Here is a 25,284-nt window from a genome sequence, read left to right as displayed (position 1 = left end):
CCAAAAAACTGACAATCTGTCAGTATTTCTGGAAACTGATAGTTAATCATGTTTCTTGTCAACCGGAATTTTGGACCTCTCGCGAGAGGATCGGGCGCAATGAGCGAAGCAAGGCGATTGGCGACGGCGCCCAGGCGCAGGCCGAAGCAGGAGCGAAGCCGCGAGCGCATCGACGCGATCCTTTCGACGACCATGCGGCTGATCGGCGAGAAAGGCATCGACGCCGTCACGATGAAGGAAGTCGGAGCGCTGGCCGGCGGACCGATCGCCACTGTCTATCACTATTTCCCCAACAAATCGGCGATCCTGGCGATGCTCTACGAGCGCTTCGCGGAGGAGAGCCGCGCGCGCTTCGGCGCCATCATCGCCGGGATCCGCGGGGTGGACGAGGTGACGTCGGCCGCGGATCGGCTGCTCGACGACTACTACAGTCGCGTGGCGGCGGATCCGGCCATCCAGGACCTGCAGAACGCGATCCAGGCCGACAAGGCGCTGCAGAACCTCGACATCGCCGAGACCAGGCAGCAGGCGAAAATGTTCTGCGACCATGTCGGCCCGATGCTTGAGCCGGAGCGGCGCGAGGCGTTCGGCCGCGTGGTTTTCCTGGTCTTCCAGCTTGCCGGCGGCGTGGTGCGGCTGGCGCTGACGCAGGATGAAGCGGAGAGCCGGCGCACGATCGATGACTACCGGTCGATCATCCACACGCAGTTGCGGCTGTTCCTCTGATCGGCATCAGGGATCCAGCTTCGGCCCAAGAATCTCCACCAGCCAGTCGACGAACACCCGCACCCTTGGCGACAGCTGGCGGCTGCGCGGATAGAGGACCGAGATCGGCGTCGGCGTCGGCGGATTGTCCGGAAGCACCTCGACCAGACGACCGGCCTCGATGTCATCGGTAAAACGGCGGCGCGGTGCCTGGTAGAGGCCGAAACCCTGGAGCACCAGCGTGGCGGCCGTGTCGGAGTTGGAAACCGTGACCCGCGACGGCAGCACGATCTCGCGCACCTTGCCGTCGACGGTGAATTCCAGCGGCATCACCTGCCCGGTGCGCGACGAGACGAAGCCGATCATCACATGGCCAGCCAGCTCGTCCAGGTCACGCGGCAGGCCCCGGCGCTCGACATAGTCGGCGCTGGCGAGCGTCGTCTCGCGCGCGATGCCGATGCGGCGCGCGATCATGTCGCTATCCGGCAGCGTGCCGGCGCGCACCACGCAGTCGACGCCCTCGCGCACGAGGTCGACGAGGCGGTCGCCCTCGCCGATATGCAAGCTGAGCCCAGGATAGCGGGCGAGCAGCGCCGGCAGTTCCGGGATGACGACGGTGCGAGCCAGGTTGCCGTTGATGTCGATGCTGAGCCGCCCACGCACCTCATGCGCGCCGAAGCCACCCTCGGCGTCCTCGATGTCGGCGAGGATGCCGATGCAGCGCTGGTAATAGGCGTCGCCGTCGAGCGTCGTCGTGACGTGGCGGGTGGTGCGCCGAAGCAACTGCACACCCAGGCGCTCCTCCAGCTGCTTTATCGCGGCGGTGGCGCTGGAGCGCGGCAGACCGAGATCGGCGGCGGCAGCGGTGAAGCTGCGCCGTTCCACGACGCGGGTGAAGAGCCGCATGCTGTCGAACCTGTCCATCGGTGATTGTTCGCACAGTATGAATAGTGTTGGCAATCCGTGCCCGATTATATCGTCCAGCAAGGCGAGTATATGCATCTCCATCCAAAACAGAAGGAGTTCTCGCCATGACCACCCGGCCCATCGCTCTTATCACCGGCGGCAGCCGCGGCCTCGGCCGCAACACCGCGCTCAGCCTCGCCCGCAAGAGCGTCGACGTCATCGTTACCTATCACTCGCGCGCCGACGAAGCTGAGGCGGCTGTCGCCGAAATCGACGCTGCCGGCGGCCGCGCCGCGGCGCTCCAACTCGACACCGGCGCCGTCGCCACCTTCCCCGCCTTCGCCGAGGCGTTGAAGAAGACGCTGAAGGAGACCTGGCAGCGCGACCGCTTCGACTATCTCGTCAACAATGCCGGCACCGGCCTGCGCAAGATGATCGCCGAGACGACCGAGGAGGAATTCGACACGCTGATGAACACCCACCTGAAGGGCGTGTTCTTCCTCACCCAGGCGCTGCTGCCGCTGATCAATGACGGCGGCCGCATCATCAACATCTCCAGCGGTCTCGCCCGCTTTGCCGCACCCGGCTCGTCGGCCTATGCGATGATGAAGGGCGGGATCGAGGTGTTCACCCGCTATCTCGCCAAGGAACTCGGCCAGCGCGGCATCACCGCCAACACCGTGGCGCCGGGCGCAATCGCCACCGACTTCAACGGCGGTCATGTGCGCGACAATGCCGAGATCAACCGCATGGTGGCCGGCGTCACCGCGCTCGGCCGGACCGGCGTCGCCGACGACATCGGGCCGATGATCGCCTCGCTGCTGTCGCAGGACAATCGCTGGGTCAACGCCCAGCGCATCGAAGTCTCGGGCGGCATGAATATCTAGGTAACCTGGCGGATCAGCCCTTCGAAGCCGTCGGCGAGATTTGAATTGCCGGCGGCGACGAAGCTCGAAAGGCGCCTGGCTCGCCCAGGAGTCTTGTTGGCATCGAGCAGCACCGCCCTGCCTTCATGCATGACGAAATCGAACTTGCCATAATCGAAACCAAGTTCACGCCTTATAGCGCGAAGCTCGTCGGGAACCGGAACAGGTTCGCGGCGGATCGTATCGTCGCCCTTTACGAGACTTTGCGCCGAACGATGCCCGTTGCTGGTGCTGCGCGCGCCGAGGCGTTAAGGGCACCGATATATTCCTTCGCGATCCCGTCGGCGAAAGACCGCGTTCCTCGTGCGAATGCGGGCCGGGAAAAATTTCGCGCGGTTCGCTCCTTGCGCGCGCCTTGACTCTCGAAACCCTCCGGCCTATCTCAGCGCCACGTTAGCACTCGCCTTGCGTGAGTGCTAACTCATATCCGGCCTCGCCGGATGGAGGAACAGTTCTCACCGTTCTCATCGAGGAAGACACTAATGGCAAAGTCCAAGTTCCGCCCGCTTCATGACCGCGTGGTCGTTCGCCGGGTCGAATCCGAATCCAAGACCGCCGGCGGGATCATCATCCCGGATACGGCGAAGGAAAAGCCGCAGGAAGGCGAGATCATCGCCGTCGGCTCCGGCGCCCGCGACGAGGCCGGCAAGCTCGTGCCGCTGGACGTCAAGGCCGGCGACCGCATCCTGTTCGGCAAGTGGTCCGGCACCGAAGTCAAGCTCAATGGCGAAGACCTTCTGATCATGAAGGAATCCGACATCATGGGCATCATCGGCTGAACATCGGCCTCACCGTCAACTGAATCTTGAATCTGCGGGTTCGACCCGAACCCCTGACAGGAGCTTACAATGGCTGCAAAAGACGTAAAGTTTTCCCGTGATGCCCGCGAGCGCATGCTGCGCGGCGTCAACATCCTCGCCGACGCGGTGAAGGTGACCCTCGGCCCCAAGGGCCGCAACGTCGTCATCGACAAGTCGTTCGGCGCCCCGCGCATCACCAAGGACGGCGTCACCGTCGCCAAGGAAATCGAGCTTGAGGACAAGTTCGAGAACATGGGCGCGCAGATGGTCCGCGAAGTCGCTTCGAAGACCAACGACATCGCCGGTGACGGCACCACGACCGCGACCGTCCTGGCGCAGTCGATCGTCCAGGAAGGCCACAAGGCGGTTGCCGCCGGCATGAACCCGATGGACCTGAAGCGCGGCATCGACCTCGCCGTGACCGAAGTCGTCGCGGCGCTCGGCAAGGCCGCCAAGAAGATCAAGACCTCCGAGGAAGTCGCCCAGGTCGGCACGATCTCGGCCAATGGCGACGAGTCGGTCGGCGCCATGATCGCGGAAGCGATGCAGAAGGTCGGCAACGAAGGCGTCATCACGGTTGAAGAAGCCAAGACCGCCGAGACCGAGCTCGAAGTCGTCGAAGGCATGCAGTTCGACCGCGGCTATCTCTCGCCCTACTTCGTCACCAATGCCGACAAGATGGTTGCCGATCTCGAGGACGTCTACATCCTCCTCCACGAGAAGAAGCTCTCCAACCTGCAGGCCATGCTGCCGGTGCTCGAGGCTGTCGTGCAGACTTCGAAGCCGCTGCTCATCATCTCGGAAGACGTCGAAGGCGAGGCCCTGGCCACGCTGGTCGTCAACAAGCTGCGCGGTGGCCTGAAGATCGCCGCCGTCAAGGCGCCGGGCTTCGGTGACCGCCGCAAGGCCATGCTGGAAGACATCGCCATCCTCACCGGTGGCCAGGTCATCTCGGAAGACCTCGGCATCAAGCTCGAGAACGTCGGCCTCAACATGCTCGGCCGCGCCAAGAAGGTGTCGATCTCCAAGGAGAACACCACCATCGTCGACGGCGCCGGCAAGAAGGCCGAGATCCAGGGCCGCGTCGCCCAGATCAAGCAGCAGATCGAGGAGACCACCTCGGACTACGACAAGGAGAAGCTGCAGGAGCGTCTCGCCAAGCTGGCGGGCGGCGTCGCGGTAATCCGCGTCGGCGGCGCGACGGAAGTCGAAGTCAAGGAAAAGAAGGACCGCGTTGACGACGCGCTGAACGCGACCCGCGCGGCCGTGGAAGAAGGCATCGTCGCCGGCGGTGGCGTGGCCCTGCTGCGCGCTTCGGGCAACCTGAAGGCCACCGGCGCCAACTCCGACCAGGCCGCCGGCATCAACATCGTGCGTCGCGCGCTGCAGGCTCCGGCCCGCCAGATCGCGGCCAACGCCGGTGCTGAAGCCTCGATCGTTGCCGGCAAGATCCTGGACAACAAGGGCGCCACCTTCGGCTACAACGCCCAGACCGGCGAATATGGCGATATGATCGCCATGGGCATCGTCGACCCGGTCAAGGTCGTTCGCACCGCCCTGCAGGACGCGGCCTCGGTCGCCGGCCTCTTGGTCACCACCGAAGCCATGATCGCCGAGGCTCCGAAGAAGGAGTCGGCTGGCGGCATGCCCGGCGGCATGCCCGGCGGCGGCATGGGCGGCATGGGCGGCATGGACTTCTAAGAAGTCCATAAAGCACGCCCATCAACTAACAATGCTCAAGCCCGCAAGCGGGCTTGAGTGGCGGCATGGATTTCTAATCCAGCCTCTCTCGCGAAGCATACGGAAAGGGCGCCGAAAGGCGCCCTTTTTCGTTGTCGCTTGGCGCTGCGTCAGCGAAGGCCTTGCGGCTCTAAGTCCTGCCCGCTGACTCTTTCCTGAGCAAATTGTCAACCAAATCAGCTATTTCGATCAAGCGCTTGTGAACCGAGCCAGAAATTGTAGGACAATAAATTTTAACACATTCACGGTTACTAAAGAACGGAGCACCGCCAGGTTGCTCGAGATTGCAGCGTTCTTCAGGTCAGCCTCATGCAGATTTTCCGGCGGTTTTCGCGTAGCCGTGACGGCAACGTCCTCATCATCTCGGCCCTGGTGCTGCCGCTGCTCATCGGCATGGCGGCGCTGGTCACCGAATATGGCGGGGCCCTGGTCGAGCGCTCCGACAACCAGCGCATCGCCGACCTCTCGGCCTTTGCCGGCGCGCTTGCCTACAACGCTACGAAGTCCACCGATCAGATGAAGGCGACGGCGGTCAATGTCGCCGTCCTCAACGGGGTGCCCGCGGTCGACGTGCAGGCCTCGCTGGTGACGTCGCCGAAGACCAGCGGCATGAAAGCTGTTTCGGTGACGATCAACACGCCGAAATCGCTGATCCTGGCGCGGGTGCTGCAGGACCGCCAGCAGTTGAACATCCACGCCAACTCGATCGCAGAAGTCGGTGCGGCGGCGTCGACGCCCGGCTGCATGCTGGCGCTCGACGGCACCCAGACCGGCATCACGCTTTCCGGCGGCACCAAGATCAACGCGCCGAAATGCACGGTCTCCTCGAACAACACGGTGACGGTGCCTTGCGGAACGACCATCTCGGCGATCGGCGTCACCTACAATTCGACGACGGCGCCAAGCCAGCCCTGCAGCGGCATCACCGGCACGATCTCCAAGAAGTACACGGCCGATCCGCTGGCCGGCAACACGGCCGTCACCGCCGCCGTCGCCCGTATCACCACCGTGGCGGCGCTTTCGACGACGAGCGCGCCGACGGCGCCGACCACCCCCACCGGCAGCGATATCGCCTTCGCGTGGAACCAGAGCTCGACGCAGAGCCAGGCAACCACGCTCGGCTGCACGGCCAGCTGGGCATCGGCGACCTCGACCTGGACGCTGAATTGCGGCAGCAAGACCACGGTCAACCTGGGCACCATCACCATTGGCGGTGGCATCAACCTCAATTTCGCCACCAGTGGTGCTGCGAGCACCGTCTACAACATCGCCGGCGACCTCACGACCAGCGCCACGACCAAATTCGGCCCCGGCACCTACAATTTCGCCAAGACGCTGACCACGGCCGGAACCACGACCTTCGGCGCCGGCACCTACAATTTCGGCAAGCAGGTGACGACCGCCGGGATAACGACGTTCGGCGCCGGAACCTTCAACTTCACCAAGGGCCTGACGACCGGCGGCGGCGCCACCACGACCTTCGGCGCCGGCACCTTCAAGATCGGCATCAGCGACAACACCTGCGGCGGCACCGCGCGTGTCAGCCTCTGCAACACCAGCACGCTCACCTTTGGCGGGCCGAGCACGTTCGAGCTGCCAGGTGGCTTCAACAACACCGGCGGCGCGACGCTGACCTTCGGCTCCGGCACCGCCAACAGCTACAAGATCGGCCCCGGCAGCAATGGCGATGCCATCACGCTCGGCGGCGGTTCCAAGACTATCCTGGCCGACGCCACCAGTTCGGGCGTGTTCCAGGTGGTCGGCAATGTGAACGGCGGCGGTGGCGGCAGCTGCTTTGTCGTGCCGGCCACGGCGCAGCACGACATCGAAGGCAACTTCATCGGCTCGGGCGCCATCCTGCTCGGCGCCGGCATCTACACGGTGGACGGCTATTTCGCGCTCGGCGGCAGCGGAGGCGGCAGCGCCAGCTGCGGCGGCTCGACGATCAGCATCAGCGGCACCGATGTGACGCTGGTGCTGTCGGGCAAGGCCAAATCGAGCTCGGGAAGCTGCAACGGCTATGTCTTCTGCGTGGCGGCCGGCTACAGCAACATCGTGCTCACCGCGCCGCAGACCGGCGCCACGGCCAAGCTCGCCGTGATCGGGCCGACCTCGACCTCGGTGACCGCCGGCGCCACCTTCGCCGAAGGCGGCTCCAATGCGCAGATCTCCGGCGCCTTCTATTTCCCCTATGGCCCGATCATCATGAACGGCGGCTCCAGCGTGCTCGGCTCGGCCACCGACGCCACCAAATGCCTGCAGATGATCGGCTCGCGCATCACGCTGTCGGGCGGCACGGCCGCTGCGAGCGAATGCATCGCCGCCACGAGCGCCTCCACCGCGAGCAAAGTGAGCTTGGTCCAGTAATGATTTCAAACATCCTTCGCCGCCTGCCGCGCTTGTTGCGCGGCTCGGCCCTCGCCCGCTCCCTCTGCCGCGATCGATCCGGCGTCTCGGCGGTCGAGTTCGCGCTGGTCAGCCCGGTGCTGATCACCATCCTAGCCGGGACCGTCGATATCGGCGCTTCGCTCAAGGCAAAATTCGATCTGACCTCGGCGATCTCGGCCGGCTCCAATTATGCCCTGCTCGGCGCCGACAAGGTGACCTCGACCGGCGGCGCCACGCTCGCCGCCAACATCATGGCGGTGGTGACCAGCGGCCTCAGCGGCACCGGCGGCACCATCAAGGTGGTGGTCAACAATGGCGCGTCGATCACCTACAACGCCAGCACGGCCACCGCGAGCCAGAGCGGGACGGCATCCAACGCCGACCTCTGCTATTGCCCGACCGTTTCGGGGACCACCGTGACCTGGGGCACCTCGGTGACCTGCAGCGCCGCTTGCCCCAAGGGCGGCATTTCCGGAAAGTTCGTGGCCATCACCGCAAGCAGGCCGTTCGCGCCGCTGTTCGGCGGCCTCGGCATCGTCAAGAGCGGCAACATCGGCGTCGAGGCCATGGTGCAGCCGCAATGAAGGGCCTGTCGTCATTTCTCCGCGACAGGTCCGGCGCCAATGCGGTCGAGTTCGCGCTGCTTTCGGTGCCGCTGCTGATGGTGCTGTTCGGCACGGTGGAGTTCGGCCGCATGTACTGGGTGCAGCACGCGCTGCAGGAAACCGCGACCTCGGCGGCGCGCTGCGTTGGCGTGCTGCAGAGCGGGTGCACGAAAAGCGGCGTCTACAACTCGGCCAGCACCGTCAGCTACATCAGCACCATGGCCGCGACCGACGGCATCGCGCTGAGCGGCAGCAACATCACCGTCAACAACAACACGACCTGCTCGGGCCTCAGCGGGTTTTCGACGGTGCGGATATCCTACACATTCTCGACCGTGCTGCCGACCTTCCTGACCGCGCTGGCCAATGGGCCGCTGCTCAGCGCAACGGCCTGCTTCCCCAACCAGGGCGCCTAGAGCGTTTCTCCATTTCACGGAGACGGCGAACCGCCCTATCTCTCTGCTTTGACACAATTCCGGAGGCGCATGAACTGCTCTAAACGGTAGCTTCCTCGCGCTCCGCCGCCTTGCCGGCACACACCGCCGCCTCCACCAGCGCCGTCACTTCATCGGCCACGGCCGTGAGCGGCCCGTGGTCGCGGGTGGCTCGGGCGATCACCATCAGGCCCTCGAGCGAGGATTCGACGAGCAGCGCAAGCGCCTGCGCGCGCCGCTCGGGCACCCCTGCCCTGACGAATGCCTGGCGCAGCAGGCCAATCCACTGCTCGAAGGCCGAGCGGCACAATTCCGCCAGCTCCGGTGTTGGCGAGTCCAGCACCACAGGCGCGATCGGACAGCCGAGCGAGAACTGGTTCTCCTCCAGCATGGTAGCCACCGACTGATAGATGTGGCGGACCGATACGGCCGGGTTGTCTTCCGCCGCCAGCGCAGCACCCAGCCGCTCCGTCACCTCGGCGACGCTAGCGCGCGTCACCTCGATGACCAGTTGGTCCTTGCCGCCCGGAAAATGGAAGTAGAGCGAGCCGCGGGGGGCCGCGCTGGCGCTCAAAATGTCGTTCAGCGAGGTGCCGTGATAGCCGCGCTGCCTCAGCAGCAGGCCGGTCGTCTCGAGTATGCGGGCCCGGGTGTCGTTCGCCATGTCAACCTCTGTCAGGAGCAACCATTATAGGCCTTGCGCAGAATATGACAATCGGTCTACATAATATGCAGATCGGTCTATATATTCACTCGTCGACCCAGGAGGACACGATGACAATTCGCGAGGCTTCGGCCGAATGGCAAGGCGCGCTGAAGGAAGGTTCGGGCCGCCTGCGGCTTGGCAGCGGCGTCTTCGAAGGCGCCTATTCCTTTCCGTCGCGTTTCGAGAATGGCCCCGGCACCAACCCGGAAGAGCTGATCGCCGCGGCGCATGCCGGCTGCTTCTCGATGGCTCTGACCTTTGCTCTCGGCCAGGCGGGTCCCGTCGCGCGGAACATCCGCACCATTGCCAGGGTGCATCTCGGTGCGACTGCGGCGGGGCCGACGATCACGCGCATCGACCTCGAAACGGAGGCGGAGGTCGCGGACCTCGCGCAAGACGAATTCGAGCGCCTTGCCCAATCCGCCAAGGCCGGCTGCCTCGTCTCGCGCGCGCTGGCCGGCGTGCCTCAGATCAACCTCAGGGCGATCCTCGTCGGTGCCGGACAATGACCTCAGGAGAAAACGCAATGAAACCCGATAGCATCATCGACATCCACCCAGACGACCAGTCTCGAGAGACGGCCGAGATCATGCGGCGCTTCAACGACGTGTTCCAGCGCCACGACCCGTCGGCGCTGGCCGAACTGGTGGGCGAGGACTGCGTGATCGAAAACACCGTGCCGGCGCCCGAGGGTGCCCGCCACACAGGTGGCGAGGCGTGCGTCGGGCTATGGAGGGCGATCGCAACCGAGGCCGGCACGCGCTTCGACCTGGAAGAAACCTTCGTCGCCGGCGAGCGGGCGACGATCCGCTGGCGCTACTGGATGGCGGACGGCAATTCGCTGCGCGGCGTCAACCTGATGCGCGTTGCCGGCGGGCGCATCGTCGAGGCGATGGGATATGTGAAGGGGTAGCGCCGATTGGCGCTACCGGTCCGTCAGCGCCAGCTTGGCGCCGAGCATGACGAAAGCGCCGGCGAAGGTGCGGCGCATCCAGGTCAGCACCTTCGGCCGCGACACGACATGGCTGCGGATCGAGGCCGCGAAGATGCCGTAGCCGGCGAAGACGAAGAAGGTGACGAGCATGAAGACGCCGGAGAGCTCCAGCATCTTCGAAAACGCGTTCGGTTCGGTGGTGCTGACGAATTGCGGCAGGAAGGCAAAGAAGAAGATCGACAGCTTCGGATTGAGGATGTTGATCAGGATGCCGGACGTGATCACCTTGCCGGCCGAGCGCGGCGCGACGTTCTCGTCGACGCTGAGGCCGCCCTTCTCCTTCAGCGTGTTCCAGGCCATGTAGAGCAGATAGGCGACGCCCAGATATTTCAGCGTCTCGAAGGCGACAGCGCTGGTGTGCAGCACCGCGGCGAGGCCAGTGATGGCGGCCGCCATATGCGGGATGATGCCCAGCGTGCAGCCGAAGGCGGCAATGATCGAGGCGCGAGCGCCGCGCGAAAGGCCGGCGCTCAGCGTGTAGAGAACGCCGGTGCCCGGCGAGGCGACGACGATCAGCGTCGTCAACAGGAATTCGATGCTCATATATCCTCCGCGGCCCCTGCCCGGCGCGGAAGGTATCGGGCCGCTTGAGGCGGGGCAAGCGGGGTCGGTGAGCAATCTCCCCCCTCGAGGGGGAGACCAACAAGCGGCAGCCCATGCGCGGCACGCGCCATCAGGCAGTCGTCGCCGCCGGGCATGCAGGCGCGGCAGACATCGGGGCGGAGCTCATAGATGCCGCAGGCCGTGTGCCTGCCGATCTCGCCGGAGAGCGCGGAACAGCGCACGCCCTCGCAGCGCATGCCGGACAGGTCGGCCGACACGAATTTCTCCGGAATGCGATCGAGCTGCGCGTCGTCTTCCGTCGAGAAACGCGGCCATTCGGCCGAGTAGGAACAGCAGGCGCCGCAGCTCTGGCAATCAAAGACGACGCTTTCAGCGACACCTGTCCAGCCGAGACCGCTGGCCAAGCCGGATGGCCAGTTCGGATCTTCGTGATCGGCCTCGTGCGGCAAAGCGCTATTTCTTCTTTTTGGTCTTGCGAGGCGGCGTTTGCCCCGACCCGTCGAACAGGTCGGTGGCCGCCGGCTTGTCGGCCTTGGGCGCGGCGGCCGGCTTGGCCGGCTTGGCTGCAGGCGGAGACGCGGATGGAGCCTTGGCGGAGAATTTGATGGCCATGTCTTTCCTTGCCGTGAGCATGGGGACGCGCGGCGCTGCGCGTCGATCGACGAATCTCGGCCGGTCCTAGCACAGATCGGCGCCGCGGAAACGGAAAAGGCCAGCCTTGCGCCCGGGCGCCGCACAGCCACGCTGACAGAGGCTGCAATTTTTCTTCGCCGGCTGTGGAACCGATGCCGAGGTCAGCCGTTATGGTGATGTCGTCGGTTCATGAGAGCAATCTCAAGTTTTCGGACGGCAAAAGGACGCCCCCACGCAATAAACCGCGCGAGGGGCGTTCTTTTATGGCGCTCACATGATCACGCTCATCATCGGCAGCACCTCGTAGTGGAAGCCGCGGCCCGACTGCACAACCGGATCGGCATCGGTCACCGCCCTCGCCTCGGCTTCGGTGCCGACGCGAAGGATGCACAGGCCCCAGGGCCCGGTCGGGTCGGCGACCGGGCCAGCGATCATCATCGTCCCCTCGCGAAGCTGGGTCCGCAGATAGTCGGCATGGCGGCCCATCAGTGTCCGCTCCTCCTCAGTCAGGGTGAAGGCGAAATCCGGGCGCGGCGGGATCAGCCGGCAATGGAACACGCCGGACGGCTTGATGCCCGCCTCGCCGTCGAGGAACTGACCGAGCCAGCCCAGTACCCGCTCCCAGCCCGAGCCATGGTCGCGGCAGGAGTCCCGGCGCGCGCCAAAACCCTCGTGGCGCAGCGTCAGCCGCGTTCCGGTCTCCACCGGCTCCAGCGTGTAGGTGACGGTCGTCACGTGGTCGCCGTCCCACGGCGCCCTCCAGGTCATCACCAGGCGGTGCGGCGGCTCGACCTCGACATATTCGCCCTGGACGTGGAAATCACGGCGGTCGGCGCCCTTGCCCTCGGAGCGCCAGGCGCCGCCCGGCCGGACGTCAGCGGTGTGCTTCGTGGTGCGGTACATGTCGTCCGCACCCCACCAGAGCGGGATCTGGTCCGCGGCGGTGATCGCGCGGAACACCCGCTCCGGCGGCACGGCGATCGTCACGGTGGCCAGGATGGTGCCAGCCGACACGTCGGCGATCGCGCGTGGTCTGTCATTGCCCGCCATCACTCTTCCTCCAGATAGGATTTCAGATTGCCGAGGCTCGCCTGCCAGAAGTCGCGGTAGGGCAGGATCCAGTCGGCGACGTCCTTCAGTTCGGCCGGCTCCAGCCGATAGAGCCGCTCGCGGCCGTACTTCTGCTCGGAGACGACGTTGAGCTCGCGCAGGATGCGCAGGTGCTTGGAGATCGCCGGCCGGCTCTGCGAAAAGGCCGCGGCCAGTTCGTTGACCGGCGCCGGACCCAGCCGCAAGCGGTCGAGGATGGCGCGGCGCGTCGGGTCGGCGATAGCGCGGAAAACGGAGCGGTCAGGATCAGCCTGCGGCATAATACGTATCCATTTGGTTACGCATTATGCCGAACCGGGATGGAGGTCAATTTTCTTCGCCCGATATGCTGCCGCAGAGGCTGAACGCCTCAATCCATGCCGAAACCGCCCCGGCGGTCGAGGATAGCCTTTGAGCCTCTCTGGAGGCCCTCCTGGTGGTCAGTCCTGTTCGTGAGGACCGGGCTCCGGCCACGGTTCCTTCGCCGCCTCCGCGTACCAATGCCGCATCGCCGGTGTCGACAGCACGGCGTCGACATAGGCCCGCGTATCGGGCGCTAGTTCCCCGCCATAGGTGTCGAAGCGGGTGACGATCGGAGCGTACATGGCGTCGGCCGCGGTGAAATGGCCGAACAGGAACGGGCCGCCCTTGCCGTATTCGGCGCGGCATTGCCGCCAGATCGCCTCGATGCGAGCCCGCTGGACCTCGCCCTCGGAATCGAGCGGCTTGTGGCTCTTCGGCCGGCGCAGGTTCATCGGCCAGCCATAGCGGACCTCGCGAAAGCCGGAATGCATCTCGGTCGCCACCGAGCGCGCCAGGGCGCGGGCGCCGAGATCGTCCGGCCAGAGCTTTTTCTCGGGATAAAGGTCGGCCAGATATTCAAGGATCGCAAGGGTTTCCCAGACGATCCTGCCATTGTGATTCAACACCGGCACCAGGCCGGTCGGCGACACCTTGGCCAGATTGGCAAAGGTCTCGGGCGTGCGCAGGCGCACAAAACTCTCCTCGAACGGGATCTCCAGATGCCGCATCGCCACCCAAGGCCTGAGCGACCAGGAAGAAAAGCATTTGTTGCCGATGAAGAGCGTGAATTCAGCCAAGGCGGTTCCCCCTGTTTTCCCGTCACCTTAGTGGCGCGCAGCGAAGCGGCAAAGCGTTTCGCTGACGATATTGCCCAGCGCCTTCGCGCGGCTCGCTTCTGCCGTGCGGAACCGGGAGGCACATCAGCCCGTTTCTCTCGCGATTGGATCTCCGGGAGATGCGGAGATGGTGAACATCGACCAGATTGCGGGCCTGGCCAAGCAGATCAAAGGCTCGATCCGGGAGACGGTTGGCAAGGCCATCGGAAACCGTCCGATGCAAATCAGGGGCATCGCGGACAAGGCTACGGGCAAGGTGCAGAAGGCCTGTGGCGACATGAAAGCCGTGATCAAAAAGGCGATGTGATTTGGCAGGCCTTCGCGGTCATGTCTCAAGCGCCTTCGTGAACGCGTTGGTGAAGACAATTTCGCCGTGGTCGCCGACCGCTTCACCGAGCACCACGTCCAAGCTGTCGCCGGTCACCCGCGCCAGCGCGAAGCCACCCATATAGGCGGCCTTCGGCTTGAACAGGTCGAGCCCGTCGCGGCGGTAGATCATCGGCACCTCGTGCTGATGGCCGTGGAAGATTGCGATGACGTTGTAGCCCTTGAGGGCCGCCAGCAGCGCCTGGCGATCCGCCTCGCCCCACCAGTGCGGCGCGCCGGTGCCGCCGTCGTCATAGGTCCGCTTGGCCGGATCCCAGCGCTCGGTCGAAAAGATGTCCCAGCCATAGTGCTGGAACAGGATGACCGGGCGGCCGTCGCCGGCATAGGTCGCCAGGTCCTGCTTCAGCCATGGCAGGCTGCTCAGCGCTCCATGGCCGGTGTCGCCGGCGAAGCGGTGCGTCTGGACGAGATGCAGGCCGCCCCAATCCCAGGAATAGCAGTCGGTGTCGACGTCATAGTCGGTCGTCGGCACCGGCGGCTTGAAGAACACGCCGGCGCGATGGTTGACCTCGACATAGTCGCGCAATTCGCGGCGGTACCAGTCGACATGCGGCGGCGAGCCGTTCTGGTCGAGGTCGTGGTTGCCGAGCCCGACATAGACGGGCATGTGGACGCGGTCCGGACCGATGCCCTGCTGGTAGCGCTGGCTGAACTGCAGCAGCTGCGTGCCCTCGCTGGGCTCGGTGACCTGGCCGCCGCCGTCGTCGGTGATGTCGCCGCCGGTGACCAGGCCAAGCGGCGTGCCGATGCGGCTGCCGGCCGAACGCAGGCCGGTGGCGACACCGCCGATCTCGGCCGGCCATTGCTTGTCCGCGATGCCGTTCAGCGCGGCGACGCTGCGCAGCAGCGCGGCATCGGTCTTGCCCTCCTGCAGGCAGTTGGGGCTCAGCCCGCTCGCCATGCGGCAGGCATGGATATCGGCGATGAACAGGAAGGTGGCGTCGATCGGCTGGATGCGCTTTCCGGTCTGGCCGTATGCCTGGCGAGCAAAAGCGCCGGCCGCCGCAAATCCCGCCATCCGCGCCAGGACAGCGCGACGGGAGATCGAATGGGTTCGGCTGCGATTCATCATGGCCGAGATTCAGCACAGGCGGCGCCCGGCCGTCCAGTTCCCTCCCCGACCCGCCAAGCATCGACATGGCGGAATGGGTCTGGCAGTCTTGCGCCTTCAACTTGAGCGGGAAGAGGAGGATGCGATGAAGGCCGCAACGTTCGGCATGGCCCTGCTTGCCACGGTGGGCGCCGCGCATGGCGCCGAATGCGTCGATGCCAAGACCGCCAAGACCGGCTTCGTGCTGGAGATGCCGGGCGTCCGCAGCGAGTTCCGGCCGGCGGCCGGCGGCATGGTTTCGGTCGCCAACACATACCAGTCGGAATCGCCGCAGACGCAGTATCTCTATGCCGGGCTGATCGAGGTGTTCCGCGACAGCACGACCGGCCATCTGGCGATGATCCCGCTCGGCGACCTGAAAAAGCTGTTTCCGCTGAAGGCAGGCGCGAAGAGCACGACGCAGTTCGTCGAGCTGTCGCCGAAGAAGCAGCCGAAAGGCACCAAGACGCTGGAACTGGCGGTGAAGGGCAGGGAGACGTTCAGCCTCGGCGGCTGCAAATACAATGTGCTGGCGGTCAAGGAGACGATCAAGAACCAGGCCGGCGAGACGCTGGACACGTTCACCGCGCTCTACGCGCCGGATCTCGGCGCATCGCTGGCCCGGCGCTATGACGAGGGATCGAATTCGGAGAGCGTGGTCGGCTACGAGACGATCAAGCCGCTGCCGCAGTAGCGCCTGACGGCCGGAATCGCTGGCGGGCCGACATCAAAGGGTTCTCGGTCGCGGCAGCACCCTGCGGCGCCGCCTCGCTGCCAATCCGCTCTGTGAGGACGGGGCGCCCTGCTCCAACCCCGCCAGGCAATCAAGCAGCAGACCCGCATCCTGCGCCGTCTTGGCCATCGACATGGCGCCCGAATAGGCGGCGACCGCCAGCGCCGCATAGCGCTCGGGGTCCGTGCCCTCGTCCCGGCCCGCTTGCCGGTCGACCCGCAGCTTGTCGGCGATCGCCAGCCGCCAGCCGGCAAAAATGCCGGCAAGCGCGATGCGGAAGTCCGGGTCGGCGAGCGACAGTTCATGCGCGAGGTTGTTGAGCGGACAGCCGCGCACAAAACCTTGCCGATCCAGTTCCGCCGCCACCGCCTCGAACACGGCGCGGACGCCTTCGCGCGCCGAGGATGCGGCGCGCACCGGCGCGATCCAGGTCTGATCGACGGCGGCGGCCACCCGCTCCTCGATCACCGCCAGCGCCAGCGCCTTCTTGGTCGGGAAATGGTGATGCAGCGCGCCGCCGGTGACGCCCGCCGCCGCCATCAGGTCACCGAGACTGGAGGCATGATAGCCGCGCGCCTGGAAGGATTCCTCCGCCACGTCGAGCACGCGCCGGCGCATGCCTTCCGGGTCGTTGGTGCGTTTTTGGCGCATCGCCATCTCCTCCATCTTCCCTTGGGAGAGAAGGTGCCTGAACCAAGTGAAGGCGGATGAAGGGTGCTCCAGCCTGGCAAGGACGGCGATCCGTCCGGCGCCCTAATCCGTCTTGGCGCTGCGCGCCAATCCACCTCTCCCCGCAGAGGGAGAAGGAAGAGAGAAATAGCAGATTGACAAAACAGGACAACCGGTCTGTTTTACAAAACAGGACGATCACCCTGTTTTGGAGTCGACAATGGACCTTGCTCGAAACGAAACCTCTGCACGCCTTGCGTCACCGATCGTGGAACTCAGGCAGTACACGCTGAATCCCGGACGGCGCGAAACGCTGATCGACCTCTTCGACCGCGAGTTCATCGAAAGCCAGGAGGCGGCGGGCATGACCGTCATCGGCCAGTTCCGCGACCTCGACCGTCCGGACATGTTCGTGTGGATGCGCGGCTTCGCGGACATGGCGGCGCGGAAGGAGGCGCTGACGGCCTTCTATGGCGGCCCGGTGTGGGCCGCGCACAAGGAGGCCGCCAATGCGACGATGATCGATTCCGACGACGTGCTGCTGCTGAAGCCGGCATGGCCGGGCGCCGGGTTCGACCTGTCGAGGGTGCAGCGGCCAGCTCGCGACGGGGTCGAAAACCGAAGCGATAAGAAGCGCTTGCCTGGCATTGTTGAGATTCAGATTCATCATTTGCATCCGGGCGCCGAAGCCGACTACGCCGAGCGTTTCGAAACGGATGCCGCCCCGCTGCTCGCGGCGAACGGCGTGCGCCTGCTTGGCGCCTTCATCAGCGAGCATGCGGAAAACAGCTTCCCGCGCCTGCCGGTGCGATCGGGCGAAAACGTCTTTCTCAGCGTCAGCGGCTTCGACGACGAAGACGCGCGCCGGCGGTCGCAAACCGCCCTCGCCGCCTTGCCGGCATGGCAGGCGCTTCTCGGCAAGCAGCGGACAGACCAGACCAGGCCGACGGAAACATTGCGGCTCTCGCCGACATCGCGATCGCTACTCGGCTAGCCTTGCGGTAGTCGCTCCATTCCGGGGGCAGCCCAAATCGATGGCGAGCGCGGCAAGCCTGGCCTGGACGGGCGGACGACGCTTGCTCCAGCCGGTTGCCTGTTCCAGCGCGTAGGAAATTCCAAGCAGCCTATGGTCCTCGTTGGGCCGACCGGCAAGCTGAATGCCGATCGGCAGGCCGCCTTCGGACAGGAAAAGCGGGAGGCTGGCGGCAGGTTGTCCGGTCACGTTGAAGATTTCCGTGAACGGCGCGAAGCCGTAGGCCCGATCCACCCATGCTGCATAGTCGAACGCGGCGTCATCGCCACGGACAGCGCCAATCAGGGGCGGCAAGTCGGCTGTCGCCGGCGTCATGATCAGGTCGAACCCGTCGAACGTCCTTGCCATCGCAAGCGATGCCCGATGCTGTCGGGCCTGCGCCTTCAAATAGTCGGCGGCCGAGGAGCGGCGGAAACGGTCCAGCGCATGCAAGCTCAGCGCTTCGATTTCGCCGGGCAGAGGCATGCGGCCGATATCGTTGGCTCGCTCGTCGACGAGCAACGCGACCTCCGACATCCAGAAAATGCTCCATTCGGCGCCGCCATCAGCCTCCGGCGGAAAGCGGGCCTGGATCACCTCGTGCCCCATCTCCTCCAGCAGCACCATGGCTTGCCGGAACTTCTCCCCGATCTCCGCCGCCACCGGGGTGCCATCGGGCCGATGCGCCACGCAGGCAATGCGCATGCGCTCGGCCGGCGACGACAGCCAATCCAGATAGGAGGGCACCGATCTCGACACGAAGCATGGCGCGCCCGGTTCGGGGCCGACAGTGATATCGAGCATTGCGGCGGTGTCACGAACGGTTCGGGAAAGAACGTTCTCGACGAAAAGTCCGGCGCCGACCTGATCGCGATAGGGGCCGACGGGATTGAGGCCTCGCGACGGCTTCATGCCGAACACGCCGCAACAGGCCGCCGGCACCCGGATCGAGCCGCCGATGTCGGAACCGTGGGCAACCGCCACCATGCCGCTTGCCACCGCGGCCGCCGCGCCGCCGCTCGAACCGCCCGCCGTAACCGACAGGTCCCACGGGTTCAAGGTCGGGCCGTGAACAACGGGCTCGGTGACGAAGTCGTTGGCGAGTTCCGGCGTGTTGGTCTTGCCGAGCAAGGTCAGGCCGGCGGTCCGCCAGCGCCTGACGATTTCGCTGTCGGGCTTCGGCGCGGCATCCCTGAAATAGAGCGACGCGTGGGTGGTCGGCCACTCCCGCACATAAACGCCGGTGTCCTTGACCAGGAACGGGACACCGGCCAGCGCCGCCTTCGCATCGCAGTTCGCAGCGGCGGCAAGCGCGCGCCCCGCATCGATCAGCGTCACCGCATTGATCGCCGGGTTGAGCAATTCGATCGCTTCGATCGCGGCTTCGGCAATTTCGACGGGGGACAGTTCGCCGGAGCGGACGTGGCCGGCCAGGGCGACGGCGTCCGATGCCATGTATTGCGCCAGGTTCATGAGCGCCCTCGCCTCGAAACGGCTCCGCCCATGTGGCTTTGCCCGCCTTCGATCCGCGTCTGGACGTAGTCGAAGATGGCGGCCGCGACCAGCGCCGGATCTTCCCAGTGCGGATTGTGCCCGCAATGGGCCGCGGCAACGAGCATCGCGGCGGGAATTTTCTCAGCGAGCCGTCGCTGATGGGTTGCGTCGAAGATCGGATCGCGCCCGCCGCCGATAAGAAGCGTCGCCATACGCAAGGTGCGCGCGACGGCGGTGAGGTCCGTTGCGCGTATTTCGTCCAGGATCGCGCGCCAGCGTGACGCCGGCATCGCCGACGCCTCCTTGGCGGCGGCGGCTAGAAAGGCCTGCGGCACGCCGGGCTGGCAGGCATGCCACCAGGCATAAAACGGGTCCGCCGGCGATATCGGATCGCGCAGTTCCCGCACGCCTGCAACCATTGGATGGTCCACTGCCAGATCGGGCTTCAGAGTGCCGGCCAACAGCACCAACCCGCCGATGAGTTCCGGTTGCCGTGCAGCCAACTCGAGCGCGATCATGGCGCCCAGCGAATGGCCGACCACAACCGGCCGCTCCAGCCGCAAGTTGCGGACCAACCCCGCGAGATCGCTGGCGAAGTCGCCGATGCCATAGCCCCTTCCCGCCAGCGAGGCGCCATGGCCGCGCAGGTCGGGAATGATCAATCGGCGGCCGGCAAGGTGCGGTGCCAGAAGCGAGAAGCTGCGGCTGGTGTCGGTGAAGCCGTGCACCAACAGCAGCGCCGGCTCCGATCCGGCGAACTCGACATAGGCCATTTCGAGGCCGTCGAGGTCGATGACCCGCTTGCGGCTGGCCCAGGCTTCCTGTTCCGGCCAAGGGGCGAGCGCAGCAGAGCTCACAGGCCGAGCTTTTCCTTGACGGCGGCAAGGCCAGGCTTGCCGTCGAAGGTGGTCACGCCAGCGAGCCAGGCGTCGAGGCGGTCCTTGTTGAGCGTGATCGCCTTCAGTCCAGCCTCCTCGGGCTTCATGCCGTCATTGATCAGATAGCCCATGCCGACATTCTCGAAATCGACATCGAAGGCGAGATTCTTCAACAGCTGCGCGACATTCGGACATTGCTGGAGGTAGCCCTTGCGGACCTGCGTCGTCACCGTCGCTGCGCCAAAATTGGGGCCATAGAACTTGTCGCCGCCGGTCAGATACTTGAAGTCGTACATGGTGTTCATCGGATGCGGCGCCCAGCCCTGGAAGACGATGAACTGCTTTTCCTTGATCTCGTAGCCGACCTCCGAAAGCATGCCGGCTTCGCTCGACTCCACGACCTGCCAGCCGCCGAGGTCCAGCGACGGGTCGGCTATGGCGTCCATCATCAACTGGTTGGATCCGGGCTCGATGCCGTACATCTTCTTACCGAACTTGTCGGCGAACTTGTGCAGGTCCGAGAAGTCCTTGACACCGGCCTCCCAGACATAGGTGGGCACCGCGAAGGTGTATTTGGCGCCCTCGAGATTGACGCGCACATTCTCGACCGAACCATCCTTCTTGTAAGGCTCGTAATAGGTGACCATCGCGGGATCCCAGTAGCCCAGGAACAGGTCGAGATCGTTGTTCTTCATGCCCTCGTAGATGACGTTGATGCCGAGCACCTGGCTCTGCGGCTGATAGCCGAGCGCTTGAAGCAGGACGTTGGCGATCCCCGTGGTGAAGGCGAGATCGTTCCAGCCGGGTTCGGCCATGCGAACAGCGCTGCATTCCTTGGACTCGGCCGCCAGGCCCGGTTGCGTCGAGAGCGCCAGCACGCAGAGCGCGGCGCCTGCCCCTATCAAGCGATGCATTTCGGTTCTCCTCATTCGCGATTTGTTGACCAATTGGTTTGTATATTGTCCCACTGGTCAATTCTTGATCTCAGTGGACGAAAATGTCAACCTCGATTCTCGATGCACGGAATTCGCCCTTGAAACTCAAGCGTCTCAGCGACATACGCCGCACGGAACTGCGGCAGGCGGCCTTTGCCGTGCTTCAACGCGAAGGCATTGCCGGCGCCACAATCGAGAAGGTCGCCGCGCAGGCAGGCGCCTCGAAGGGCATCGTGCTGCACTATTTCAGCAGCAAGCAGGAACTCTTCGAGCATGCTATGCGCGAATCGAACCTCGTCCTGCGCAAGGCCGTGGTGGCGCGGCTGCGGCACGCGCAGACGCCGATGCAGCGGGTGGATGCCATCATCGACGGCAATTTCGAACCGCACCTGTTCCAGCCATCGCTCTGCTATGCCTGGCTGTCGCTCTGCGCCGAGGTGCCGCGCGACGCGAAGCTGGCGCGAATCCAGAAGGTGCTGCATGCGCGCATGCGCTCCAATCTTATGTCCGGGCTCAGCGCCCTTGCCTTGCCCGAGGACGCCGAGGAGATCGCGCTTGGCGTCACGGCGCTGATCGACGGGCTATGGCTGCGGCTCGGCCTGCAGCCTGGAAGCGTGTCGCGCGAACAGGCGATCCGACAGGTGAAGAGCTATGTCGCGGCGAGGCTGGCCATGCGGGAGCCTGTCCCGGCCGGCGGTTAAGCGCAGACTGCCTCCGCCAGCCGAAGTTCATACTGTGCGATAGGCTTTCGGCTTGACCGCGCCCGCCCGTCAGCGATGCACTCGTCGCGCAATGACGGAGGATCCCATGCGACTTCACGGCAAGCGGGCGCTGGTGACGGGCGGATCGGACGGGATCGGCCTGGCGATCTCGGAGGCCTTTTTGCGCGAAGGCGCCGATGTGCTGATCGTCGGCCGCGATGCCGGCAAGCTGGCAACGGCGCGCGACGCGCTGGCAAGCGAGGCGAAGGGTGGCGCGGCGGTCGAAACGCTATCGGCCGATCTCGCGACCGGCGCCGGCATGGATGCGACGGTTGCCCGGGTGAAAGCATCCGGCCAACTGCTTGATATTCTCGTCAACAATGCCGGCGTCGCCTATCTCGTGCCGTTCGAGACGGTCAGCGAGGCGCAGTTCCAGCATTCCTTCGCGCTCAACGTGACGGCGGCATTCTTCCTGACGCAGCGACTGTTGCCGCATTTCGGCGCCGGTGCCTCGATCATCAACATCTCCTCCTACTTCGCCAACAAGATGATCCCGAACCGGCCGTCGAGCCTCTATTCGCTCTCCAAGGGCGCGCTGAACTCGCTGACCAAGTCGCTCGCCTTCGAGCTCGGACCGCGCGGCATAAGGGTCAATGCGATCGCGCCGGGCACGATCGACACCGCAATGCGGCGCAAGTCGATCGAAAACCTGCCGGCCGCCGCGCAAGACGAGTTGAAGGCCCATGTCGAGCGCAGCTATCCGCTCGGTCGCATCGGCCGCACCGGCGACCTCGCCGGCATCGCGGTGTATCTCGCCAGCGACGAGGCGGCCTGGACCAGCGGCGGCGTCTTTGCCATCGACGGCGGCTACACGGCGGGGTGAATAGCCGATCTCCCCCCTTGTGGGGGAGATGGCCGGCAGGCCAGAGGGGGGCGCTGCCCCGCCAGCGTTTCAGCCATTGAGGGCCGGATGAAATGGCAGCTCGGATCATCCCAGGTGCCGTGATCCTTCGCGCCCCCCTCTGCCCTGCCGGGCATCTTCCCCACAAGCGGGGAGATTAGCTAACTCTTCAACCGATTTGCATCTTCTTCGCCCCCAATCTCCGCTTGATGCCATTTGTGCAACGCGATACGCCGTTGCCGAATTCGACAACCGGAGACCTCCAGTGAGCGCTGAGAAGACCAGAACCGAAACCGACACATTCGGTCCCATCGAGGTCGCCGCCGACCGCTACTGGGGCGCGCAGGCGCAACGGTCGCTGGGCAATTTCAAGATCGGCTGGGAAAAGCAGCCAGCGTCGATCGTGCGCGCGCTGGGCATCGTCAAGCGCGCCGCGGCCGAAGCCAATATGGAGCTGAAGCGCCTCGATCCCGCGCTCGGCAAGGCAATCATCGAGGCCGCTCAGGAGGTCATCGACGGCAAGCTCAACGACCATTTCCCGCTGGTGGTGTGGCAGACCGGCTCGGGTACGCAGTCCAACATGAACGCCAATGAGGTGATCTCCAACCGGGCGATCGAGCTGCTCGGCGGCGTCATGGGCTCGAAGAAGCCGGTGCACCCGAACGACCACGTCAATATGAGCCAGTCGTCGAACGACACCTATCCGACGGCCATGCACATCGCCTGCGCCGAACGCATCGTGCACGACCTGCTGCCGGCGCTGAAGCACCTGCACAAGGCGCTGGAGGCGAAGAGCCACGCGTTCGCGCACATCATCAAGATCGGCCGCACGCACACGCAGGATGCCACGCCGCTGACGCTGGGCCAGGAATTCTCCGGCTATGCCGCACAGGTCGCCTCCTCGATCAAGCGCATCGAGATGACGCTGCCCGGCCTGCAGGACCTGGCGCAGGGCGGCACCGCCGTCGGCACCGGCCTCAACGCGCCGGTCGGCTTCGCCGAGAAGGTGGCGGACCGCATCGCCGCCATCACCGGCATCGCCTTCGTCACCGCGCCGAACAAGTTCGAGGCGCTTGCCGCGCACGATTCCATGGTGTTCTCGCACGGCGCGATCAACGCTGCTGCGGCGGCGCTGTTCAAGATCGCCAACGACATCCGCTTCCTCGGCTCCGGCCCGCGCTCCGGGCTCGGCGAGCTGTCGCTGCCGGAAAACGAGCCGGGCTCCTCGATCATGCCGGGCAAGGTCAACCCGACCCAGTGCGAGGCGCTGACGCAGGTCTGCGTCCAGGTGTTCGGGAACAACGCGGCGCTGACCTTCGCCGGCAGCCAGGGCCATTTCGAGCTCAACGTCTACAACCCGCTGATGGCCTACAATTTCCTGCAGTCGGTGCAGCTTCTGGCCGACGCCTCGGTCTCGTTCACCGACAATTGCGTCGTCGGCATCGAGGCGCGCGAGGACAACATCAAGGCGGCGCTCGACCGCTCGCTGATGCTGGTGACGGCGCTGGCGCCGACCATCGGCTACGACAACGCCGCCAAGATCGCCAAGACGGCGCACAAGAAGGGCACCACCCTGCGCGAGGAAGCACTGGCGACAGGCCTGGTCAGCGAGGCCGACTACGACCGGCTGGTACGGCCGGAGGACATGACGCGTCCGGGGTAAGCTAGTATCACCGACGTAACCGGGTGAACAATCTGTCGCCAGATCGGCATCTTTGGTGAACAGTCTGCCTGCTCTATCTGGGTTGTCATTCCAATCCTCCCGGAGAGAGTCCCATGTCCATCAACACTTCTGTCGCCGGTTCCGGCGTCGCTTCCAACAGCTCCACCACCATCCTGCTCGGCCGCATCCTGCTGGCCGTCATCTTCCTGCTTTCGGGCTTCGGCAAGCTCACCGCGATTGCCGGCACCGCCGGCTATTTTGGCAGCCTCGGCCTGCCGCTGCCGACCGTGACCGCCGTCCTCGTCGGCCTCATCGAGCTGCTCGGCGGCCTCGCCGTCCTCGTCGGCTTCCAGACCCGCATCGTGGCCTGGGTGCTGGCGATCTTCACGGTTGCCACCGGGCTGGTCGCCCACACCGGCTGGGCCGACCAGATGCAGATGATCCAGTTCCTCAAGAACCTCGCCATCGCCGGCGGCTTCATCGTGCTGGCTTCGTCTGGCGCCGGTTCCTACTCGATCGACGCCAAGCGCGGCTGAGCCCCGCTCAAATCCCGAACCAGACAAAGCGGCGCGGAATTTTCCGCGCCGCTTTTTCGTTGTCCTTAGAGCAGCCTCGCTAGCCAATTCCCGTGCGAGCCCCGGCAGCGTAGACTGATCGGCATGCCGGGCCGGAGTCGCCGGCAGGGAGGTGATGATGCCCCGCAACGTGCTGCTTCTCCTGTCCCGGCTGCTGCTTGCCGCCCTCTTCATCCCTTCCGGCTTCCAGGCGCTGGCCAATATTTCCGGCACGACCAGCTATTTCGCCGGCCTCGGCCTGCCCCTGCCGGCGCTCGCAGCCTGGGGCACCGGCCTGTTCGAGCTGATCGCCGGAGCGCTCATCCTCGTCGGCTTCCAGACGCGGATCGTTGCCCTGCTGCTCGCGGCCTTCTGCATCGTTGCCGGCTTCATCGGTCATTACGGCCAGGGCGGCGACGACGCGATGCTCGCCTTCCTGCACCAGCAGATGCTGATGAAGGACATCGCAATCGCAGGCGGCTTCCTGGCGCTGGCGATGGCCGGCGCCGGTGCCTGGTCGGTCGACGGGCGGCTGGTTGGAATCGCAGATCAGCTGACTTGACCAGGCTGGCCAATTGGCCGGCTCGCTCAGGCGCGTTGAAAATTGGCGGCGATGATTTCGCGCCAGATGCGGGTGG

At 65.2% G+C, this 25,284-nt stretch carries 31 protein-coding genes and 1 pseudogene; 18 read left to right on the top strand and 14 right to left on the bottom strand.

What is annotated here, in order from left to right:
- The first annotated feature begins 99 nt into the window (after positions 1–99).
- Positions 100–726, top strand: a complete 627-nt coding sequence (locus PU724_RS21070; protein WP_320321696.1) for a TetR/AcrR family transcriptional regulator — start codon at positions 100–102, stop codon at positions 724–726.
- Positions 727–732: 6 nt separating this feature from the next.
- Here PU724_RS21070 and PU724_RS21065 read toward each other — a convergent pair whose 3' ends face one another.
- Positions 733–1,629, bottom strand: coding sequence for a LysR family transcriptional regulator (locus PU724_RS21065; RefSeq protein WP_320254250.1), 897 nt, complete (start codon positions 1,627–1,629; stop codon positions 733–735).
- Positions 1,630–1,736: 107 nt separating this feature from the next.
- Between PU724_RS21065 and PU724_RS21060 the strand changes: the two genes are divergently transcribed.
- A complete protein-coding gene (locus PU724_RS21060) occupies positions 1,737–2,498 on the top strand; it encodes an SDR family NAD(P)-dependent oxidoreductase (protein WP_354423398.1) in 762 nt (253 codons plus the stop codon).
- On the opposite strand, the gene PU724_RS21055 is transcribed toward PU724_RS21060, so the two are convergent.
- Complete coding sequence (locus PU724_RS21055; RefSeq protein WP_320321699.1) at positions 2,495–2,629, bottom strand: hypothetical protein; 135 nt, start codon at positions 2,627–2,629, stop codon at positions 2,495–2,497. The genes PU724_RS21060 and PU724_RS21055 overlap by 4 nt on opposite strands.
- Here PU724_RS21055 and PU724_RS21050 point away from each other — a divergent pair.
- The 6 genes from PU724_RS21050 to PU724_RS21025 all read left to right on the top strand — a co-directional run bounded on the left by PU724_RS21050 (position 2,624) and on the right by PU724_RS21025 (position 8,486).
- Positions 2,624–2,896 (top strand): hypothetical protein, encoded by a 273-nt coding sequence (locus tag PU724_RS21050; RefSeq protein ID WP_426213596.1) that lies wholly within the window; start codon positions 2,624–2,626, stop codon positions 2,894–2,896. The two genes, PU724_RS21055 and PU724_RS21050, sit on opposite strands and share 6 nt — an antisense overlap.
- Positions 2,897–3,019: 123 nt before the next feature.
- Positions 3,020–3,316 (top strand): co-chaperone GroES, encoded by a 297-nt coding sequence (gene groES, locus PU724_RS21045; RefSeq protein WP_006203049.1) that lies wholly within the window; start codon positions 3,020–3,022, stop codon positions 3,314–3,316.
- A 69-nt stretch (positions 3,317–3,385) separates the two neighbouring features.
- Positions 3,386–5,038, top strand: coding sequence for a chaperonin GroEL (gene groL / locus PU724_RS21040; protein ID WP_135859304.1), 1,653 nt, complete (start codon positions 3,386–3,388; stop codon positions 5,036–5,038).
- A gap of 348 nt (positions 5,039–5,386) precedes the next feature.
- Positions 5,387–7,444: a pilus assembly protein TadG-related protein gene (locus PU724_RS21035; RefSeq protein WP_354423404.1), complete on the top strand. Its 2,058-nt coding sequence runs from the start codon at positions 5,387–5,389 to the stop codon at positions 7,442–7,444.
- Positions 7,444–8,049 carry a TadE/TadG family type IV pilus assembly protein gene (locus tag PU724_RS21030; protein ID WP_127284167.1) on the top strand — a complete coding sequence of 202 codons (606 nt, stop codon included), beginning with the start codon at positions 7,444–7,446 and terminating at the stop codon, positions 8,047–8,049. Before PU724_RS21035 ends, PU724_RS21030 begins: the two co-directional genes overlap by 1 nt.
- Positions 8,046–8,486 (top strand): TadE/TadG family type IV pilus assembly protein, encoded by a 441-nt coding sequence (locus PU724_RS21025; RefSeq protein WP_127309758.1) that lies wholly within the window; start codon positions 8,046–8,048, stop codon positions 8,484–8,486. Before PU724_RS21030 ends, PU724_RS21025 begins: the two co-directional genes overlap by 4 nt.
- A 79-nt stretch (positions 8,487–8,565) precedes the next feature.
- On the opposite strand, the gene PU724_RS21020 is transcribed toward PU724_RS21025, so the two are convergent.
- Positions 8,566–9,168 carry a TetR/AcrR family transcriptional regulator gene (locus PU724_RS21020; RefSeq protein ID WP_127284169.1) on the bottom strand — a complete coding sequence of 201 codons (603 nt, stop codon included), beginning with the start codon at positions 9,166–9,168 and terminating at the stop codon, positions 8,566–8,568.
- Between the two features lie 110 nt (positions 9,169–9,278).
- On the opposite strand from PU724_RS21020, the gene PU724_RS21015 reads away from it, so the two are divergent.
- Both PU724_RS21015 and PU724_RS21010 read left to right on the top strand, forming a co-directional pair.
- A complete protein-coding gene (locus PU724_RS21015) occupies positions 9,279–9,719 on the top strand; it encodes an OsmC family protein (RefSeq protein WP_127309759.1) in 441 nt (146 codons plus the stop codon).
- Between the two features lie 17 nt (positions 9,720–9,736).
- On the top strand, positions 9,737–10,123 hold the full coding sequence (locus PU724_RS21010) for a nuclear transport factor 2 family protein (RefSeq protein WP_127284170.1): 387 nt from the start codon (positions 9,737–9,739) through the stop codon (positions 10,121–10,123).
- 12 nt (positions 10,124–10,135) lie between these two features.
- Here the strand turns inward: PU724_RS21010 and PU724_RS21005 are convergent, their stop codons facing one another.
- The 6 genes and pseudogenes from PU724_RS21005 to PU724_RS20980 form a co-directional block, all read right to left on the bottom strand.
- Complete coding sequence (locus PU724_RS21005; protein WP_127284171.1) at positions 10,136–10,747, bottom strand: LysE family translocator; 612 nt, start codon at positions 10,745–10,747, stop codon at positions 10,136–10,138.
- Between the two features lie 101 nt (positions 10,748–10,848).
- Positions 10,849–11,172: pseudogene (locus PU724_RS21000) on the bottom strand (YkgJ family cysteine cluster protein); the annotation flags it as partial.
- Between the two features lie 49 nt (positions 11,173–11,221).
- Positions 11,222–11,380 carry a hypothetical protein gene (locus PU724_RS20995; protein ID WP_189556692.1) on the bottom strand — a complete coding sequence of 53 codons (159 nt, stop codon included), beginning with the start codon at positions 11,378–11,380 and terminating at the stop codon, positions 11,222–11,224.
- Positions 11,381–11,671: 291 nt separating this feature from the next.
- The gene (locus PU724_RS20990; protein ID WP_354423410.1) at positions 11,672–12,451 is read right to left on the bottom strand and encodes an SRPBCC domain-containing protein; all 780 of its coding nucleotides are present in this window, start codon (positions 12,449–12,451) and stop codon (positions 11,672–11,674) included.
- Positions 12,451–12,771 carry an ArsR/SmtB family transcription factor gene (locus PU724_RS20985; protein WP_354423412.1) on the bottom strand — a complete coding sequence of 107 codons (321 nt, stop codon included), beginning with the start codon at positions 12,769–12,771 and terminating at the stop codon, positions 12,451–12,453. The genes PU724_RS20990 and PU724_RS20985 overlap by 1 nt, the downstream gene beginning before the upstream one ends.
- A gap of 159 nt (positions 12,772–12,930) precedes the next feature.
- A complete protein-coding gene (locus PU724_RS20980; RefSeq protein ID WP_354423414.1) occupies positions 12,931–13,590 on the bottom strand; it encodes a glutathione S-transferase family protein in 660 nt (219 codons plus the stop codon).
- Positions 13,591–13,756: 166 nt separating this feature from the next.
- Between PU724_RS20980 and PU724_RS20975 the strand changes: the two genes are divergently transcribed.
- Positions 13,757–13,936: a CsbD family protein gene (locus tag PU724_RS20975; protein ID WP_354423416.1), complete on the top strand. Its 180-nt coding sequence runs from the start codon at positions 13,757–13,759 to the stop codon at positions 13,934–13,936.
- Positions 13,937–13,954: 18 nt separating this feature from the next.
- Here PU724_RS20975 and PU724_RS20970 read toward each other — a convergent pair whose 3' ends face one another.
- A complete protein-coding gene (locus PU724_RS20970) occupies positions 13,955–15,088 on the bottom strand; it encodes a metallophosphoesterase (RefSeq protein WP_354423417.1) in 1,134 nt (377 codons plus the stop codon).
- Positions 15,089–15,212: 124 nt separating this feature from the next.
- Between PU724_RS20970 and PU724_RS20965 the strand changes: the two genes are divergently transcribed.
- Positions 15,213–15,800 carry a hypothetical protein gene (locus tag PU724_RS20965; protein WP_354423419.1) on the top strand — a complete coding sequence of 196 codons (588 nt, stop codon included), beginning with the start codon at positions 15,213–15,215 and terminating at the stop codon, positions 15,798–15,800.
- A gap of 33 nt (positions 15,801–15,833) precedes the next feature.
- Here the strand turns inward: PU724_RS20965 and PU724_RS20960 are convergent, their stop codons facing one another.
- On the bottom strand, positions 15,834–16,496 hold the full coding sequence (locus tag PU724_RS20960) for an LmrA/YxaF family transcription factor (protein ID WP_426213585.1): 663 nt from the start codon (positions 16,494–16,496) through the stop codon (positions 15,834–15,836).
- 232 nt (positions 16,497–16,728) lie between these two features.
- On the opposite strand from PU724_RS20960, the gene PU724_RS20955 reads away from it, so the two are divergent.
- A complete protein-coding gene (locus PU724_RS20955; RefSeq protein ID WP_354423423.1) occupies positions 16,729–17,502 on the top strand; it encodes an NIPSNAP family protein in 774 nt (257 codons plus the stop codon).
- Here PU724_RS20955 and PU724_RS20950 read toward each other — a convergent pair.
- The 3 genes from PU724_RS20950 to choX are packed head-to-tail and all read right to left on the bottom strand — an operon-like array spanning position 17,491 to position 20,806.
- Positions 17,491–18,993: an amidase gene (locus tag PU724_RS20950; protein ID WP_354423425.1), complete on the bottom strand. Its 1,503-nt coding sequence runs from the start codon at positions 18,991–18,993 to the stop codon at positions 17,491–17,493. The two genes, PU724_RS20955 and PU724_RS20950, sit on opposite strands and share 12 nt — an antisense overlap.
- Positions 18,990–19,871, bottom strand: coding sequence for an alpha/beta fold hydrolase (locus PU724_RS20945; RefSeq protein WP_354423427.1), 882 nt, complete (start codon positions 19,869–19,871; stop codon positions 18,990–18,992). Before PU724_RS20945 ends, PU724_RS20950 begins: the two co-directional genes overlap by 4 nt.
- Positions 19,868–20,806, bottom strand: a complete 939-nt coding sequence (gene choX / locus PU724_RS20940) for a choline ABC transporter substrate-binding protein (RefSeq protein WP_354423429.1) — start codon at positions 20,804–20,806, stop codon at positions 19,868–19,870. The genes PU724_RS20945 and choX overlap by 4 nt, the downstream gene beginning before the upstream one ends.
- An 83-nt stretch (positions 20,807–20,889) precedes the next feature.
- Between choX and betI the strand changes: the two genes are divergently transcribed.
- From betI to PU724_RS20915, 5 genes are all read left to right on the top strand, one after another.
- A complete protein-coding gene (gene betI, locus PU724_RS20935) occupies positions 20,890–21,528 on the top strand; it encodes a choline-binding transcriptional repressor BetI (protein ID WP_426213582.1) in 639 nt (212 codons plus the stop codon).
- 106 nt (positions 21,529–21,634) lie between these two features.
- On the top strand, positions 21,635–22,411 hold the full coding sequence (locus PU724_RS20930) for an SDR family NAD(P)-dependent oxidoreductase (RefSeq protein ID WP_354423433.1): 777 nt from the start codon (positions 21,635–21,637) through the stop codon (positions 22,409–22,411).
- A 283-nt stretch (positions 22,412–22,694) separates the two neighbouring features.
- Positions 22,695–24,092 carry a class II fumarate hydratase gene (gene fumC / locus PU724_RS20925; RefSeq protein ID WP_354423435.1) on the top strand — a complete coding sequence of 466 codons (1,398 nt, stop codon included), beginning with the start codon at positions 22,695–22,697 and terminating at the stop codon, positions 24,090–24,092.
- 113 nt (positions 24,093–24,205) lie between these two features.
- Complete coding sequence (locus PU724_RS20920; protein ID WP_126055158.1) at positions 24,206–24,628, top strand: DoxX family protein; 423 nt, start codon at positions 24,206–24,208, stop codon at positions 24,626–24,628.
- 157 nt (positions 24,629–24,785) lie between these two features.
- Entirely contained in the window at positions 24,786–25,208 is a 423-nt protein-coding gene (locus tag PU724_RS20915; RefSeq protein ID WP_128273494.1) for a DoxX family protein, read from the top strand.
- Positions 25,209–25,284 lie beyond the last annotated feature (76 nt).

The organism is Mesorhizobium abyssinicae (assembly GCF_049887195.1).
Taxonomy (GTDB): Bacteria; Pseudomonadota; Alphaproteobacteria; order Rhizobiales; family Rhizobiaceae; genus Mesorhizobium; species Mesorhizobium abyssinicae.
Note: the sequence above shows the minus strand (reverse complement) of the source record. Positions and strands in the feature narration are given on the sequence as shown.

What these genes read in the sequence shown, in the direction of transcription:
- PU724_RS21070 (WP_320321696.1), top strand. Translation starts at nt 100, where the DNA reads ATGAGCGAAGCAAGGCGATTGGCGACGGCGCCCAGGCGCAGGCCGAAG.
- PU724_RS21065 (WP_320254250.1), bottom strand. Translation starts at nt 1,629, where the DNA reads ATGGACAGGTTCGACAGCATGCGGCTCTTCACCCGCGTCGTGGAACGG.
- PU724_RS21060 (WP_354423398.1), top strand. Translation starts at nt 1,737, where the DNA reads ATGACCACCCGGCCCATCGCTCTTATCACCGGCGGCAGCCGCGGCCTC.
- PU724_RS21050 (WP_426213596.1), top strand. Translation starts at nt 2,624, where the DNA reads ATGCATGACGAAATCGAACTTGCCATAATCGAAACCAAGTTCACGCCT.
- PU724_RS21055 (WP_320321699.1), bottom strand. Translation starts at nt 2,629, where the DNA reads ATGCATGAAGGCAGGGCGGTGCTGCTCGATGCCAACAAGACTCCTGGG.
- groES (WP_006203049.1), top strand. Translation starts at nt 3,020, where the DNA reads ATGGCAAAGTCCAAGTTCCGCCCGCTTCATGACCGCGTGGTCGTTCGC.
- groL (WP_135859304.1), top strand. Translation starts at nt 3,386, where the DNA reads ATGGCTGCAAAAGACGTAAAGTTTTCCCGTGATGCCCGCGAGCGCATG.
- PU724_RS21035 (WP_354423404.1), top strand. Translation starts at nt 5,387, where the DNA reads ATGCAGATTTTCCGGCGGTTTTCGCGTAGCCGTGACGGCAACGTCCTC.
- PU724_RS21030 (WP_127284167.1), top strand. Translation starts at nt 7,444, where the DNA reads ATGATTTCAAACATCCTTCGCCGCCTGCCGCGCTTGTTGCGCGGCTCG.
- PU724_RS21025 (WP_127309758.1), top strand. Translation starts at nt 8,046, where the DNA reads ATGAAGGGCCTGTCGTCATTTCTCCGCGACAGGTCCGGCGCCAATGCG.
- PU724_RS21020 (WP_127284169.1), bottom strand. Translation starts at nt 9,168, where the DNA reads ATGGCGAACGACACCCGGGCCCGCATACTCGAGACGACCGGCCTGCTG.
- PU724_RS21015 (WP_127309759.1), top strand. Translation starts at nt 9,279, where the DNA reads ATGACAATTCGCGAGGCTTCGGCCGAATGGCAAGGCGCGCTGAAGGAA.
- PU724_RS21010 (WP_127284170.1), top strand. Translation starts at nt 9,737, where the DNA reads ATGAAACCCGATAGCATCATCGACATCCACCCAGACGACCAGTCTCGA.
- PU724_RS21005 (WP_127284171.1), bottom strand. Translation starts at nt 10,747, where the DNA reads ATGAGCATCGAATTCCTGTTGACGACGCTGATCGTCGTCGCCTCGCCG.
- PU724_RS20995 (WP_189556692.1), bottom strand. Translation starts at nt 11,380, where the DNA reads ATGGCCATCAAATTCTCCGCCAAGGCTCCATCCGCGTCTCCGCCTGCA.
- PU724_RS20990 (WP_354423410.1), bottom strand. Translation starts at nt 12,451, where the DNA reads ATGGCGGGCAATGACAGACCACGCGCGATCGCCGACGTGTCGGCTGGC.
- PU724_RS20985 (WP_354423412.1), bottom strand. Translation starts at nt 12,771, where the DNA reads ATGCCGCAGGCTGATCCTGACCGCTCCGTTTTCCGCGCTATCGCCGAC.
- PU724_RS20975 (WP_354423416.1), top strand. Translation starts at nt 13,757, where the DNA reads ATGGTGAACATCGACCAGATTGCGGGCCTGGCCAAGCAGATCAAAGGC.
- PU724_RS20970 (WP_354423417.1), bottom strand. Translation starts at nt 15,088, where the DNA reads ATGATGAATCGCAGCCGAACCCATTCGATCTCCCGTCGCGCTGTCCTG.
- PU724_RS20965 (WP_354423419.1), top strand. Translation starts at nt 15,213, where the DNA reads ATGAAGGCCGCAACGTTCGGCATGGCCCTGCTTGCCACGGTGGGCGCC.
- PU724_RS20960 (WP_426213585.1), bottom strand. Translation starts at nt 16,496, where the DNA reads ATGGCGATGCGCCAAAAACGCACCAACGACCCGGAAGGCATGCGCCGG.
- PU724_RS20955 (WP_354423423.1), top strand. Translation starts at nt 16,729, where the DNA reads ATGGACCTTGCTCGAAACGAAACCTCTGCACGCCTTGCGTCACCGATC.
- PU724_RS20950 (WP_354423425.1), bottom strand. Translation starts at nt 18,993, where the DNA reads ATGAACCTGGCGCAATACATGGCATCGGACGCCGTCGCCCTGGCCGGC.
- choX (WP_354423429.1), bottom strand. Translation starts at nt 20,806, where the DNA reads ATGCATCGCTTGATAGGGGCAGGCGCCGCGCTCTGCGTGCTGGCGCTC.
- betI (WP_426213582.1), top strand. Translation starts at nt 20,890, where the DNA reads ATGTCAACCTCGATTCTCGATGCACGGAATTCGCCCTTGAAACTCAAG.
- PU724_RS20930 (WP_354423433.1), top strand. Translation starts at nt 21,635, where the DNA reads ATGCGACTTCACGGCAAGCGGGCGCTGGTGACGGGCGGATCGGACGGG.
- PU724_RS20920 (WP_126055158.1), top strand. Translation starts at nt 24,206, where the DNA reads ATGTCCATCAACACTTCTGTCGCCGGTTCCGGCGTCGCTTCCAACAGC.
- PU724_RS20915 (WP_128273494.1), top strand. Translation starts at nt 24,786, where the DNA reads ATGCCCCGCAACGTGCTGCTTCTCCTGTCCCGGCTGCTGCTTGCCGCC.